This is a genomic window from Nocardia sp. NBC_01499 (genome assembly GCF_045040275.1).
Classification (GTDB): domain Bacteria; phylum Actinomycetota; class Actinomycetes; order Mycobacteriales; family Mycobacteriaceae; genus Nocardia.
The window spans coordinates 2,172,227-2,186,307 of sequence record NZ_CP109426.1 but is presented as its reverse complement, the minus strand read 5'-3'; the positions used below and the strand labels follow the sequence as shown (position 1 = coordinate 2,186,307).

Annotated in this window: 10 protein-coding genes and 1 pseudogene; 7 read left to right on the top strand and 4 right to left on the bottom strand. The window is 68.3% G+C overall.

Annotated features, from left to right (window positions below):
- Window positions 1-331 precede the first annotated feature (331 nt).
- The 5 genes from alaS to OG203_RS09915 all read left to right on the top strand — a co-directional run bounded on the left by alaS (window position 332) and on the right by OG203_RS09915 (window position 7,489).
- Window positions 332-2,995, top strand: a complete 2,664-nt coding sequence (gene alaS / locus OG203_RS09935; protein ID WP_405165383.1) for an alanine--tRNA ligase — start codon at window positions 332-334, stop codon at window positions 2,993-2,995.
- A 335-nt stretch (window positions 2,996-3,330) separates the two neighbouring features.
- Window positions 3,331-3,873 (top strand): Holliday junction resolvase RuvX, encoded by a 543-nt coding sequence (ruvX, locus tag OG203_RS09930; RefSeq protein ID WP_405167816.1) that lies wholly within the window; start codon window positions 3,331-3,333, stop codon window positions 3,871-3,873.
- A complete protein-coding gene (gene mltG, locus OG203_RS09925) occupies window positions 3,870-5,435 on the top strand; it encodes an endolytic transglycosylase MltG (RefSeq protein ID WP_405165382.1) in 1,566 nt (521 codons plus the stop codon). The genes ruvX and mltG overlap by 4 nt, the downstream gene beginning before the upstream one ends.
- A gap of 97 nt (window positions 5,436-5,532) precedes the next feature.
- Entirely contained in the window at window positions 5,533-6,366 is an 834-nt protein-coding gene (locus tag OG203_RS09920) for a shikimate dehydrogenase (protein WP_405167815.1), read from the top strand.
- A 676-nt stretch (window positions 6,367-7,042) separates the two neighbouring features.
- Window positions 7,043-7,489, top strand: coding sequence for a B-4DMT family transporter (locus tag OG203_RS09915; RefSeq protein WP_405165381.1), 447 nt, complete (start codon window positions 7,043-7,045; stop codon window positions 7,487-7,489).
- Between the two features lie 439 nt (window positions 7,490-7,928).
- Here OG203_RS09915 and aroB read toward each other — a convergent pair whose 3' ends face one another.
- From aroB to OG203_RS09895, 4 genes and pseudogenes are all read right to left on the bottom strand, one after another.
- Window positions 7,929-9,047 (bottom strand): 3-dehydroquinate synthase, encoded by a 1,119-nt coding sequence (gene aroB / locus OG203_RS09910; RefSeq protein ID WP_405165380.1) that lies wholly within the window; start codon window positions 9,045-9,047, stop codon window positions 7,929-7,931.
- Window positions 9,048-9,619: 572 nt separating this feature from the next.
- Window positions 9,620-10,138, bottom strand: a pseudogene (locus OG203_RS09905) (shikimate kinase); the annotation flags it as partial.
- Window positions 10,135-11,346 carry a chorismate synthase gene (gene aroC / locus OG203_RS09900; protein ID WP_405167814.1) on the bottom strand — a complete coding sequence of 404 codons (1,212 nt, stop codon included), beginning with the start codon at window positions 11,344-11,346 and terminating at the stop codon, window positions 10,135-10,137. The gene aroC and the pseudogene OG203_RS09905, both read right to left, overlap by 4 nt.
- A gap of 217 nt (window positions 11,347-11,563) precedes the next feature.
- Window positions 11,564-12,031, bottom strand: coding sequence for a prepilin peptidase (locus tag OG203_RS09895; protein WP_405165379.1), 468 nt, complete (start codon window positions 12,029-12,031; stop codon window positions 11,564-11,566).
- A 234-nt stretch (window positions 12,032-12,265) separates the two neighbouring features.
- On the opposite strand from OG203_RS09895, the gene OG203_RS09890 reads away from it, so the two are divergent.
- Together OG203_RS09890 and efp are read left to right on the top strand one after the other, a co-directional pair.
- Window positions 12,266-13,393, top strand: coding sequence for a M24 family metallopeptidase (locus tag OG203_RS09890; RefSeq protein WP_405165378.1), 1,128 nt, complete (start codon window positions 12,266-12,268; stop codon window positions 13,391-13,393).
- Window positions 13,394-13,440: 47 nt separating this feature from the next.
- The gene (gene efp, locus OG203_RS09885) at window positions 13,441-14,004 is read left to right on the top strand and encodes an elongation factor P (protein WP_397135805.1); all 564 of its coding nucleotides are present in this window, start codon (window positions 13,441-13,443) and stop codon (window positions 14,002-14,004) included.
- The last annotated feature ends 77 nt before the right edge of the window (window positions 14,005-14,081 follow it).

Genomic DNA, 14,081 nt, shown 5'->3' with positions numbered 1-14,081 from the left:
TGGTGACGACCACGAACGTGAGGTCGGCTGTGAGTGGACCAGCTGCGCCGGAGGATCGGCGGAAGGTCTGGCCTTGTCATTCGTTCGGGCCGTGTCGGGCTAGTGACGACCATGAACGCGAGGTTGGCTGTGAGTGGACAAGCGGCGCCGGATCACATGCGGAAGTACGGCGTATCACGGTATTGGTTCCGACTGCGCGCAGTCCGCGGGCGGACTACGCTCGGGGTTCGCGGCTGGACAATCGACCGGGTCGCCGCGAGATAGCCCGGTGGTCAACACCACCCCGAGTCGATGAAAAAGCACGTGCACCGCACCGGTAGGCTGGATATCTGTGCAGACCCACGAGATTCGACGGCGCTTCCTGGACCATTTCGTCCGTGCCGGGCATACCGAGGTACCGAGTGCCTCGTTGATCCTGGCCGACCCGAACCTGCTGTTCGTCAACGCAGGAATGGTCCAGTTCGTGCCGTTCTTCCTCGGTCAGCAGACCCCGCCGTACGCGACCGCGACCAGCGTGCAGAAGTGCGTGCGCACCGGTGACATCGAGAACGTCGGCATCACCACCCGGCACAACACCTTCTTCCAGATGGCGGGCAACTTCAGCTTCGGCGACTACTTCAAGCGCGAGGCGATCACCTTCGCCTGGTCGCTGCTGACCAACAGCGTCGAGGACGGCGGCTACGGCTTCGATCCGCAACGCCTCTGGGCCACCGTCTACCTCGATGACGATGAGGCCGAGCGGATCTGGCTCGAGATGGGTGTCCCGGCCGAGCGGATCCAGCGGCGCGGCATGGCCGACAACTACTGGTCGATGGGCATCCCAGGCCCGTGCGGCCCGTGCTCGGAGATCTACTACGACCGCGGCCCCGAATACGGCATCGAGGGCGGCCCGGAGGCCGACGAGGACCGCTACATCGAAATCTGGAACCTCGTGTTCATGCAGAACGAGCGCGGCGCGGGCACCAGCAAGGACGACTTCGAGATCCTCGGCCCGCTGCCGAAGAAGAACATCGACACCGGCATGGGCGTCGAGCGCGTCGCGTTCCTGCTGCAGGGCGTCGACAACGTCTACGAGACCGACCTGCTCCGCCCGATCATCGACAAGGCCGAGGAGCTGACCGGCCGGTCCTACGGCGTCACGCACGAGGACGACGTGCGGTTCCGGGTGATCGCCGACCACGCGCGCACCGGCGCCATGTTGATCGCCGACGGCGTCAACCCCGGCAACGACGGCCGCGGCTACGTGCTGCGCCGCCTGCTGCGTCGCATCGTGCGCTCGGCCCGCCTGCTCGGCGCCGAGAAGCCGGTGATGGGCGAGTTCATGAAGGTTGTCAGCGACCTGATGTCGCCGTCCTACCCGGAGCTCGCCACCGATTTCCGCCGCATCGAGACCGTCGCGGTCGGCGAGGAGACGGCGTTCCTCAAGACGCTGAACACCGGATCCACCCTGTTCGACAACACGGCCGCCGCGGTAAAGGCCAAGGGCAGCAACACGATTGCGGGCACCGACGCCTTCACCCTGCACGACACCTACGGCTTCCCGATCGACCTCACCCTGGAAATGGCCGCCGAGGCGGGCCTCTCGGTGGACGAGGACGGCTTCCGGTCGTTGATGGCCGAGCAGCGCAAGCGGGCCAAGGACGACGCGCAGGCCCGCAAGCACGCGCACGCCGACCTGACCGTCTACAAGGAACTGGTCGACCGCGGCGCCACCGAGTTCACCGGCTTCGACGAGCTGACCTCCGAGGCGCACGTGCTCGCGCTGATCGCCGACGGCGTGCGGGTTCCGGTCGCCACGGTCGGTCAGGACGTCGAGGTGATCCTGGATCGCAGCCCGCTCTACGCCGAGTCCGGTGGTCAGATCGCCGACCGCGGTTCGATCACGGCCAGCGGGCTGAAGTTGCGCGTCAACGATGTGCAGAAGATCGCCAAGAAGCTGTGGGTGCACAAGTCCACCGTCGAGCAGGGTCAGGTCACCGAGGGCGATGTCGTTCTCGCGCAAGCGGATCCGGCGTGGCGCCGCGGTGCCACCCAGGGTCACTCCGGCACGCACATGGTGCATGCCGCGCTGCGTCAGATCCTTGGCCCGAACGCGGTGCAGGCCGGTTCGCTGAACAAGCCGGGCTACCTGCGGTTCGACTTCAACTGGCAGGGCCAGCTCTCCGAGCAGCAGAAGTCCGAGATCGAGGCCGTGTCCAACGACGCGGTCAGCGCCGACTTCCCGGTGAACACCTTCGTCACCGACCTGGCCAAGGCCAAGGAAATGGGCGCGATGGCGCTGTTCGGCGAGAACTACGGCGACGAGGTTCGCGTGGTCGAGATCGGCGGCCCGTTCTCGATGGAGCTGTGCGGTGGTACGCACGTGCAGCATTCCTCGCAGATCGGCCCGATCACCGTGCTCGGCGAGTCGTCGGTCGGGTCCGGTATCCGGCGTGTCGAGGCCTTCGTCGGCCTCGACTCCTACCAGTACCTGGCCAAGGAGCGCGCGCTGCTTGCCGGTGTGGCGTCCTCGCTGAAGGTGCCGTCGGACGAGGTGCCCGCGCGGGTCGAGCAGCTGGTCGAGCGGCTCAAGGTGGCCGAGAAGGAACTCGAGCGGACCAAGATGGCCGCGGTGCTGTCCTCGGCGGGCAAGTTCGTCGAGGAGGCCGAGCGGATCGCTGGCGTGCTGCTGGTCGCCGTCGCCGCGCCGGAGGGTGTTCCGGCGGGGGATCTGCGGACGTTGGCCACCGATATTCGCGGCCGGTTCGGCACGCAACCCGCCGTGGTTGTGCTGCTCGGCAATGCCGACGGCAAGGTGCCGTTCGTGGTGACCGTGAACAAGGGTGCTCAGGAACTCGGCTTCAAGGCCGGAGATCTGGTCGCCGCCTTCGGGCCGAGCATCGCGGGACGCGGTGGCGGCAAGCCGGAGATGGCGCAGGGCGCCGGTTCGGATCCGTCGGGTATTCCGACCGGTCTTGCCGCCGTCCGCGCTCGGGTGGCCGAACTGGCCGGGTGATGGCTGACCCCGATAGTCCCGAGAGGTCGGCGTCGCAAGGCGCCGACCGGTCCCATCCCGATACTGATCCCGGTCGGGCAACGCGTGAACCCGCCGACCTCAAGAGACCGGAGCCGCACGGTGCCGACCGCCCCGACACCGATCCCGGTCGGGCGACGCGTGAACTTGCCGACCTCAAGAGACCGGAGCCGCACGGTGCCGACCGCCCCGACACCGATCCCGGTCGGGGGACGCGTGAACTTGCTGACTGCGAGAGGTCGGTGCCGCGTGGTGCCGACCGATCCAACGCTGACTCCGATCGCGGTCGGGCGACGCGTGAACCTGCCAACCTCGAGATCTCACCGCTGAACGGTGCCGACCGACCCGACCCCGCCACCGATCCCGGTCGCGGCAGGCGAATTGCCGTTGATGTCGGCAGTGTCCGAATCGGTGTCGCGTCAAGCGATCCCGACGGCGTCCTCGCGACGCCGGTGGAGACCGTGCCGCGCGCGAAGCCGAACAAGCGCTCGGCCGGGCCCGCGCCCGATATCGCCAGGATTGCTGAAATTGTGCGGGAGTACGAGGCAGTCGAGGTAATCGTCGGACTGCCGCGAACATTGCGCGGGGAGAAGGGCACTGCCGCTACCATTGCCACCGCATTCGCCGAGCAGTTGCGGAGCGCCGTGTCGCCGGTACCTATACGACTTTCCGACGAACGTTTGACTACGGTGTCAGCTGCACGTGCATTGCGGGACAGCGGAGTTCGCGCGCGTGGCCAGCGGCAAGTGATCGATCAGGCGGCGGCCGTCTCGATCCTGCAAGGATGGTTGGACGAACGGAGTGCGGTGTTGAGGTCGGTTGAAGCGGTGCGTCATGCGTCGTCCGAGGACGACGCATGACGGATCGATGGGCGCGGGCCGAGGAACGATACCGACAGCGCGAAGCTGATCGGCGTTACCGGCGTGACGACCGAGCCTGGGGTGGGCAGAACAGCAGAGACGCGCGCGGCAAAACGAACAACCGGGTGGTCGGCCGGGAGCAGGACGACTGGGACGACTACGACGACGACACCACGATCATCCCGCGCTACACCGACGAGATGGACGACCTGCCGCCCCCCGCACCGGCCCCCCGCCCCCGCGAGCGTCGGGAACCACCGCGCTCGCGTGTCGGCCGCAGGGAAGCCAGGGAAGCCAGGGAAGCCGCCGAACGCGACGAGGAACCCGAAGAGCGGCGGCGGTCGAAGAGCCCGCAGCGCAGCAGGCGGTCAAGGGCCGCGTCGCGCAAAGCCAAAGAGCGTAAGCGTCGCCGTCGCACGCTGTGGCTGGTCGCCGGTGTCTTCGTGCTGCTGTTCGCGGGTGCCGCGGTGTTCGCCGGTATGAAGCTGGTCAGCTCGCTCGGCAGTCCCGAGGATTACGCCGCCGGACCGCCAGGACCGCTCGTGGTGGTGCAGGTGCACGACGGTGACGCCTCGCAGCAGATCGCGGCCTCGATGAAGGACCGTGGCGTCGTCGCGAGCACGGGCGCGTTCTTCCAAGCGGCAGTGCGGAATTCGAATATGAACTCGGTGCAGCCTGGCTTCTACGCGCTGCCGAGCCACATCCCCGCCGCGCAGGCGGTTACCGCGCTGGTCGGTAAGGAATCGCGGGTCGGCAACCTGGTCGTCTCCGAGGGACGGCTGCTGCACGACCAACACGACATGAGCACCGGCGGGCGATACGACGGCCTCTACCGCAAGATCGCGGAGGCAAGCTGCATCGGCACCGGACCCAACCAGAAGTGCGTGACCTACGAGCAGCTCGATGCCGCAGGCGCGAGCCTGGACCTGGCCGCGCTCGGGGTGCCGGCGTGGGCGGCGCAGGGCGTCAAGGACTGCCCGGACCGGTCGCGGCAGTTGGAAGGCCTGATCGCTGCGGGCACATGGGATTTCGATCCGAGCGCCCCGCCGGAGCAGATCCTGAAGCAATTGATCACCGCGAGCGCGAAGAGTTATGAGTCGACCGGACTGGTGCAGTCCGGCGGCGACACCAAGCTGACGCCGTATCAGACGCTGGTCGCGGCCTCGCTGGTGGAACGCGAGGCGAAAGCCGAGGACATGGGCAAGGTGGCCCGGGTGATCGTGAACCGGCTGAAGGTCGATCAGATGCTGCAGTTCGACTCGACGGTGAACTACGCGCTCGACCGCACCGAGGTGGCGACCACCGACGCCGATCGTGCCCAGGAGACCCCCTGGAACACCTATGCGATGCGTGGCCTGCCCAAGACACCGATCGCCGCGCCGTCGCTGAATGCGTTGCGGGCCATGGAGAATCCGGAAATCGGGCCGTGGTTGTACTTCGTCACCGTCGACAAGCAGGGGACCACGCTGTTCACCGACGACTATCAGGAGCATCTGCGCCTGATCGCGCGTGCACAGCGCAGCGGGATTCTGGATAGTCCCAAGGACACCGGTGGGCGATAGTCGCGAGGGTTCGGCGTCGGGCCGTGAGGGTTCGGCGTTGGCTCGTGGGGCGGTGGTGTCGGGTCGTGAGGGTTTGGCGTCGGGTCGTGAGGCAGCAGTGTCGGGTCGTGAGGTCGTAGTGCCTGGTCGTAAGGCCGCAGTGCTTGGCAAGCCGATCGCGCACTCGCGCTCGCCTCAGCTACACCTGGCCGCGTATCGCGCGCTCGGACTCGACTGGAGTTACGAGCGCATCGAATGCACGGCCGAGCAACTGCCCGGGTTGGTCGACGGGCTCGGGCCGGAATGGGTCGGGCTCTCGGTGACCATGCCGGGCAAGGAGGCCGCGCTCGCGCACGCCACCGAGCGCACCGAGCGGGCGGTACTCGTCGGCTCGGCCAACACCCTTGTCCGCACTGACGCGGGCTGGCTGGCCGACTGCACCGACGTGGACGGCGTGCTCGGCGCGCTGCGCGGCGGCGGCGTCACCGACGTGACCGAAGCGGTCGTGCTCGGTGCCGGTGGGACTGCGCGCCCCGCGCTGCTCGCGCTGTCCGAACTCGGCGCGAAGACGGTCACCGTGATCGCCCGCGATGCCGGACGGGCAAGCAGCGCACTGGATCTCGCGGAACGCCTCGGCATGAACGCGGCGGTAACCAGCTTCGACCCCGCCGCCCTCGCCGGACTCTGCGAACGAGCCGGCGCCGTGGTCAGCACGATTCCGGCCGAGGCCGCAGCGGTGGTCGCGGACGCGGTCGCCACGGCCCCCGTCGTGCTCGACGCGATCTACAATCCCTGGCCCACGCCACTGGCCGAAGCGGTGGCGCGGGCCGGGCACACGGTGGTCAGCGGGTTGCAGATGCTGCTGAATCAGGCCTACGGGCAGGTCGAGCTGTTCACCGGTCATCCGGCTCCACGCGCGGAAATGGCAGCGGCGCTGGAGACTTCGGCCTGAGTCCGGCCGCGTAGTCTGCTCGAGTCGGCTGGGGAGATCGGTCAAGTCGATCCTCGCGTCGCCTTGGCTCACTGCGGGCGCCCGACTCGAGTTGACTCGTATGGTCGGGCGGAGTGGGTTCTTGTGTCGCCTTAGCTCACCGCTGGTGGTGGCTGTGGTGGCCCGGCCGGGTCGTTTCTCGCGTTGGCCTGAGCTTCGGCAGCGCTGGAGGATTCGGGCTCAGCTGGCTCTCGGTGGGCCGAGGCAGCGGCGTGAACTGGGTGCGCCGGGGCAGTGCTTCGCGGGTACTGCTCGATCCGGCGTACGGGCCGGGTGAACTGTTCGCCGATCGTCCGGCCCCGCGTGCGGAAGATGGCGGCGGCCGTAGGGTTCGGCCTGAGTCCGGTCTCGTGGTCGGCCTGAGCTGACTTCTGGTGGTCGGCCGAATTGGTTCTCGCGCCTGAGCGCTGATTTCTAGTGATCGGTCGAGTCGGTTGCCGCGTCGGCCGTGGCTCAGTCTGGTGGCGCTGTCGTTGTCGGCCTGGGGACGCTCCTGGCGTGTAGAACGAAACGAATCAGGGCGTTCGACAGACCGTCGCCCTCGATCCTCTCGATGGCAGGTGTGCTGCGACGTCCGGCCAGAAACTGATACCGGTTCTAGTTTGGATCGGCGCGGCGCAGGGTTATGGTGGTGCGCATGAATGCTTGGGTGTTGCGGGCCGTTGTGCTCGGTGCGCTGGTCGTCGTGTTGCGTGCAGCGCTCGGGTTCGCGATGGTGAACTGGCCGACCCACGGGGTCTGGATGCGGGTGTTCTGCCTGGTCGTGCTCGTGGTGGCCGTGCTGTACTGGGGCGTGCTCGACGGACGCAAGGACCGGTCGGACCAGCCAGACCCGGAGCGCGGCACTGACCTGACCCTGCTGTGGCTGAAGGCCGCGGCGGCGGGCGGCCTCGGTAGCGGGCTCGTCGCCTGGATCATCGACTGGCTGCCCAAGTTCGACCTCGGCGACAACGGCATCCTCTTCGAACTCACCGCAGGCGCCGCGTTCATCGTCCTGCTCATCTTCATCCCCGCCCTCATCGGCGTCGGCGTCGGCCGCCTCCTCGCCGACCGCGTCCACAACAAACAGTCCACCCCCGCCTGACGCCAGCTCGGCCGCGCCCGAATCGCCTGCCTGACGGCCAACTCGGCCGCGCCCAAATCACCCGCCTGACGCAAGCCCGCCCGCCCACGGAGCCGCCCGCCGCGCACTAAGTCGTCAGCAAAGTCGTGCGCGTCCAGAGAGTTCGTGCGCGGTAGGTAGCCCCGCCGGGCTGCGCGCAACGTGACTGGCCGCGTACCGATTGGCGTGCCGCGTACCGATTGTTCTGTAGCGCGGAATCAGTGTGTGGCGCACGAATTCGTCACTGAAGCCGTACACGGCCGGAGTATTCGTGCGTGGCCCGGGGGCCCGCAGTGCTGCGCACGGACTGACAAGCTACGCACCGGTTGGCATGCCGCGCGCCGGTTGCGTGCCGCGCGCGAATCGGGCTGCGTACGGAATCGTCAGCGAATCCATGCGCCGCACGCGAATCGGTGCGTGGTTACAGCAGAATGCCGGTGCTCGGGGTGCCTTCGCGGAGGATAGCGGAGTAGGCGGCGGCGAGGAGGGTGGGGTCGGGGCCCTCTAGGCGGCCTGGTTTGGCCAGGCCGTCGAGGACGACGAAGCGCAGGACGCCCGAGCGGGTTTTCTTGTCGGTCTGCATTGTGTCGAGCAGTTGGGGGAGGGCGTCGGCGTCGTAAGTGGTTGGCAGGCCGACGCTTTCCAGGACGGCGCGGTGCCGGTCGGCGGTGGCGTCGTCGAGACGGCCGGCGAGGCGGCCGAGTTCGGCGGCGAAGACGAGGCCGACGGAGACGGCGGCGCCGTGGCGCCAGCGGTAGCGTTCGCGGCGCTCGATCGCGTGGCCGAGGGTGTGGCCGTAGTTGAGGATCTCGCGGAGGCTGGCCTCCTTGAGATCGGCGGCGACGACATCGGCCTTCACCTGGATCGCGCGGCGGATCAGCTCGGGCAGCACCTCGCCGGTCGGGTCGAGAGCGGCCTGCGGGTCACGTTCCACCAGGTCGAGAATCACCGGGTCGGCGATGAAACCGGCCTTGATGATCTCGGCCATGCCAGCCACGATCTCGTTGCGCGGCACCGTTTCCAGCGTCGCCAGGTCGACGAGCACAGCGGCGGGCTCATGGAAGCAGCCGACCAGGTTCTTGCCCGCCTCGGTGTTGATGCCGGTCTTGCCGCCGACGGCCGCGTCGACCATGGCAAGCAGCGTGGTCGGCACGTGCACGATCTGCACGCCGCGCATCCAGGTGGCGGCCACGAAACCGGCCAGGTCGGTGGCGGCGCCGCCACCGAGGCTCACCACGACATCGTTGCGGGTCAGGCCGATTCGGCCGAGCACCTCCCAGCAGAAGCCCGCGACGGCGAGTTCCTTGCCTGCCTCGGCATCCGGGATCTCGATGCGGTGTGCGTCGAGGCCGCTGTCGGCCAACGCTTTCCGCACCGCCTCTGCGGTCTCGGCGAGCGGCGGCTGGTGGAAGATCGCGACCGAGCGCACGCCGCTCGTCGCGCCGTTGACCGCCTCGACAAGCTCACCGAGCAACCCGCGACCGATGATCACCGGATACGGATCGGCGGTACGAACTTCGAGACGATTCGGCTCTGTCACGACTTCTCCGATTCTGTTTGTGCTTCCTGGGTTTTACGCGCACGCACGCGAGCGCGCCGGGCACGAGCACGCCTGGCCCGCCCGCTGGATCGCGAATTCTGGCTGGGTTCTTCCGTACCGTCTGATTTCTCAGTCGCGTCGGTCTCGCCGTGCGAAGCCGCGCGACGGCCGCGCCAGCTTCGGCCGGTCGAGTGCGAACCATCAGCGGGCTTTCCATCACTGGACTTCGCAGCTGTAGTTCCTTCGGCCGCAGGCTCTCCGCTCGGAGTGGAGTCCGACGCCGAGGTCTCGCCGGTCGGTGCCGCCGCTTCGGCGCGACGCGCGCGCCAGCTTCGACCACCCGCGGTCGCGGCGGATTTCCCGGTAGGAACCGACTCGCCTGATGCTTCCGCCGATTCCCGCGCGGCCGCTGCCCGGCGTGCGGCGGCACGCGCTCGCGCCCGACGCCGGGCCCGAGATCGGCTGCTGCCCTGCGGAGTTCCGCCGTTCTCGGCCGTGGTCGCCGGAGTGATCTCCGGCAGATCCGGGCTGTCGAGATCCGTTGCGGTGTCCGGAACGGTCGGTTCGACGCCGAGTTTGGCAAGCACCATCTTGACGACCCGGCCGGGACTACGACCGTCGGTGCGCACCCGGACCGACGCGACCTCGCGGTAGAGCGGGCGGCGCTTGCGCATCAGCTCGCGATACTTGGCGGCGGGATCGGCGCCGTTGAGCAGCGGCCGGTTGGTGCTCGCGCCGGTGCGGCGAAGTCCTTCGCCGACACTGATTTCCAGGTAGACGACGGTGCGGTTACGCAACAGCGCACGGGTGTCCTGGGACAGCACAGCACCGCCGCCGAGCGAGACGACGCCGCGCTCGGCGAGGATGGCGCGGCGCACCACCCGCTCCTCGATCTTGCGGAACTCGGGCTCGCCGTCGGTGGCGAAGATCTCGGGAATGGTGCGACCGGTCTCGCGCTCGATGCCGGCGTCGGTGTCGTACAGCTCGACGCCGAGCTCCTTGGCGAGCTTGCGGCCGATCGTCGTTTTCCCCGCGCCCGGCGGTCCGACCAGCACCACGCGCGGCGCGCGCGGATCGGTCTGCACGATCATGGCGCGGGTGCGTCAGCGGGCGCGTTATGCGGGCGGTCGCTGATCCGCTTGACGTAACCGGTGATGTTTCCCAGCGTCTCGCCGAGCGAGTCGCCGCCGAACTTCTCCAGCGCGGCCTGCGCGACAACCAGCGCGACCATCGATTCGGCGACCACGCCCGCGGCGGGCACGGCACAGACGTCCGAGCGCTGGTGGATGGCGACGGCTTCCTCGCCGGTGGTCATGTCGACGGTCGCCAGCGCGCGCGGCACCGTCGAGATCGGCTTCATCGCGGCGCGCACGCGCAGCGCTTCGCCGTTGGTCATGCCGCCTTCCAGGCCACCGGCCCGGTTGGTGGAGCGCAGCACGCCGTCGGTGCCGGGGCGCATCTCGTCGTGTGCCTGGCTGCCTCGGCGGCGCGCGGTCTCGAAACCGTCGCCGACCTCGACACCCTTGATGGCCTGAATGCCCATGAGCGCGGCCGCGAGTCGCGAGTCGAGCCGGTTCTCGCCGCTGGTGAACGAGCCGAGGCCGACCGGAAGTCCCTCGATGACCACCTCGACGACGCCGCCGAGGGTGTCGCCGTCCTTCTTGGCGGCCTCGATCTCGGCGATCATCGCGGCCTCGGCGTCCTTGTCGAACGCGCGCACCGGGCTCTCATCGATGGCAGCGAGATCGGCGGCGGTCGGCACCACGCCCGTGGTGTTCTCGGCGGTGCCGATCGAGACGACGTGCGAGACCACCTCGACGCCGAACGCCTGCCGAAGGAAGTTGCGAGCGACGGTGCCCGCCGCGACGCGTGCCGCCGTCTCCCTGGCGCTGGCGCGCTCCAGCACGTTCCGGGCGTCGTCGAAGCCGTACTTGAGCATGCCGGAGTAGTCGGCGTGCCCGGGCCGCGGCCGGGTGAGCGGGGCGTTGCGGGACAGGTCGGCGAGCTCGGCCGGGTCGACCGGGTCGGCGGACATGACCGTCGTCCACTTCGGCCACTCGGAGTTGGCGATCTCGATGGCGACCGGACCGCCCATGGTGCGGCCGTGCCGGACACCACCGACGACGGTCACCTTGTCGGCCTCGAACTTCATCCTGGCGCCGCGGCCGTACCCTAGCCTGCGGCGCGCCAACTGCGCGGAGATCTCGTCGGACGTGACCTCGACACCGGCCACCATCCCTTCGAGGATGGTGACGAGAGCGGGACCGTGGGATTCTCCGGCAGTTATCCAGCGCAACACACTCTCCATCTTCCCATGTCGGCGCGCCTGCTCCGGCACGCGGCCTCGTGCACGCGCGCCCGCAACCGCTCCAACCGGCCCGTCGCGATAGCGAACGCACGTTCATCCAGCACTCGCACTGGCAAGCGCATAACCATCGCCAGGCACATGGCCGATCCGTACGGTATCGAGATTCGGCGAGGCGAGGCGGCGGGCACCCGGATTCGATGCGGCCCGATCATCCGGCACTCGCACTGGCCAGCGCGCATACCGTCGCAAGACACATCGCGGGCCCGTGCGGTACCGAGATTCGCCGGAGCGGGCCTGGCCAGTCGGTGGGGGCTCTGATTCGACGCAGCCCGATCACAGCAACTCCGACGCTCGCGGTGAGCAACGGCGCAGCCAACGCCGCCAGCACCCACGCCTGCCCACCCCCGAGCGCCGCCGCCGCGCCGAGCCCGACGGCGAGTTTCACATCTCCGGCGCCGAAGGCATCGGGGAGAACCAGATGCACCAGCAGATACGGCACCGCGAGCAGTGCGGCCCCCAGTAACGCGGCTGTGCATTGAGTTGTGGACAGGGCATACCCGAACACCGCGACGGCACCCCATCCGGTCAGCGGATTCGGTAGCCGCCGCTGCCGAAAATCGATGACGCTCAACACAACACACCACGCGAGGAGGGCGGCGAAGGCAACTATCGGCATGCCGTCCACTCTTGTCCGATCGCGGCGCGAGACAACCCCTCTTCCCCCGAATGTGGATAGCTTTCCGACATGTGGACAACACCCGATCCGCATGCCGTCCGGTACGGAAACCGCCCAGCGCCAACGGCATTCCGCGACCGTCACCAAGATCAGCACCACCGGCTCAGCGCAGCGGCAGTGACCAGTACACGTGTTGTATGCGGAGATACGGCGTGTCGGCGGTAGCTTTGAACCATGTGTGCTGATCACCTGGGCCAAGCGCCCGACTACGCCGCGCGGCGTGGCGCGCTGCGGAGTCTGCTGGTGGAGAACGGGGTAGACGCCCTGCTGGTCACCGACCTGGTGAATCTCCGGTACCTGACCGGGTTCACCGGATCCAACGCGGCACTACTCGTGCATTCCTGGGACATGCGCAACGCCGAGGAGCGCACGGTCATCGGCACCGACGGCCGATACCAGACCCAGGTCGCCGAACAGGTCCCCGACCTGCGCGCCGAGATCGCCAAAGCCACCGCCCGCCGGATCATCGAGCTAGCCGGGGAGTGGCAGCTCGGCCGGGTCGGCTACGAGAGCCACATCGTCACCGTCGATCAGCACCGCGGCTTCGTCGACCAGTGCACCGGTCTCGAATTCGTCGCGACACCGAGCCTGGTCGAGCAGCTGCGCATGGTCAAGGACGCCTACGAGGTGGCCCAGCTCCGCGCGGCCTGCGCGGCGGGCGACGCCGGACTCGCCACCCTGCTCGAACGCGGCCTGCTGCGCCCGGGCCGCACCGAGAAGCAGGTCGCCAGGGACCTGGAGTGGGCCATGTTCGAGCACGGCGCCGACGCGGTGTCGTTCGAGACCATCGTGGCGGCGGGCGTGAATTCGGCTGTCCCGCACCATCGCCCGACCGAGGCGGTGCTCGCCGCCGGTGATTTCGTCAAACTCGACTTCGGCGCGATGATCGGCGGGTACCACTCGGACATGACCCGCACCCTCGTACTCGGGCCGCCGAGCGACTGGCAGCGCGAGGTATACGCGCTGGTCGAAGCCTCGCAGCGGGCCGGGTGCGCAGCGCTGCGACCCGGTGTGCCGGTCGACGTCGTCGACGCGGCGTCGCGCTCGGTGATCGAGGCGGCGGGGCACGGCAAGCTGTTCGTGCACGGCCTCGGGCACGGGGTCGGACTGCGGATCCACGAAGCGCCGGGCATCGCGAAAAACGGAACCGGTACACTTCTTGCTGGCGTGGCGGTGACCGTCGAACCCGGTGTGTACTTTCCCGGCCGCGGCGGAGTCCGGATCGAGGACACGCTCGTGGTGCGCGAAGGGGGCCCGGAGTTGCTCACCAACACCAGCAAAGACCTGACCGTCGTCGAATGACGCCGGTTGACCAACATGTTGTTTACGAACTAGGAGATCCGAGGACAGTGGCGGACACCAGCGACTTCAAGAACGGCCTTGTGCTGAAAATCGACGGTCAGCTCCAGCAGATCATCGAATTCCAGCACGTCAAGCCGGGCAAGGGTCCCGCGTTCGTGCGGACAAAGCTGAAGAACGTGCTGTCCGGCAAGGTCGTCGACAAGACGTTCAACGCGGGCGTCAAGGTGGAGACCGCGACGGTCGACCGCCGCGACATGACCTACCTGTACCACGACGGTTCGGACTACGTCTTCATGGACGGCGACACCTTCGACCAGATCTCCATCTCCGAGCAGACCATCGGCCCCGGCGCGCGTTTCCTGCTGGAGAACATGACCGTGCAGGTCGCCACGCACGAGGGCGCGCCGCTGTACGTCGAGCTCCCGGTCACGGTCGAGCTCCAGGTCCAGCACACCGACATCGGCCTGCAGGGCGACCGCTCCACCGGCGGCACCAAGCCCGCCACCCTGGAGACCGGCGCCGAGGTGCAGGTACCGCTGTTCATCAACACCGGCGACAAGCTGCGCATCGATTCGCGTGATGGCAGCTACCTCGGCCGCGTCAACGCCTGATCGCCGCCCGCGGCGGGAGTGCCGGGCCAGGAAGTAACCACGCCGGGCCTGCTGCTACCGCCATAGGAAACAGCGAC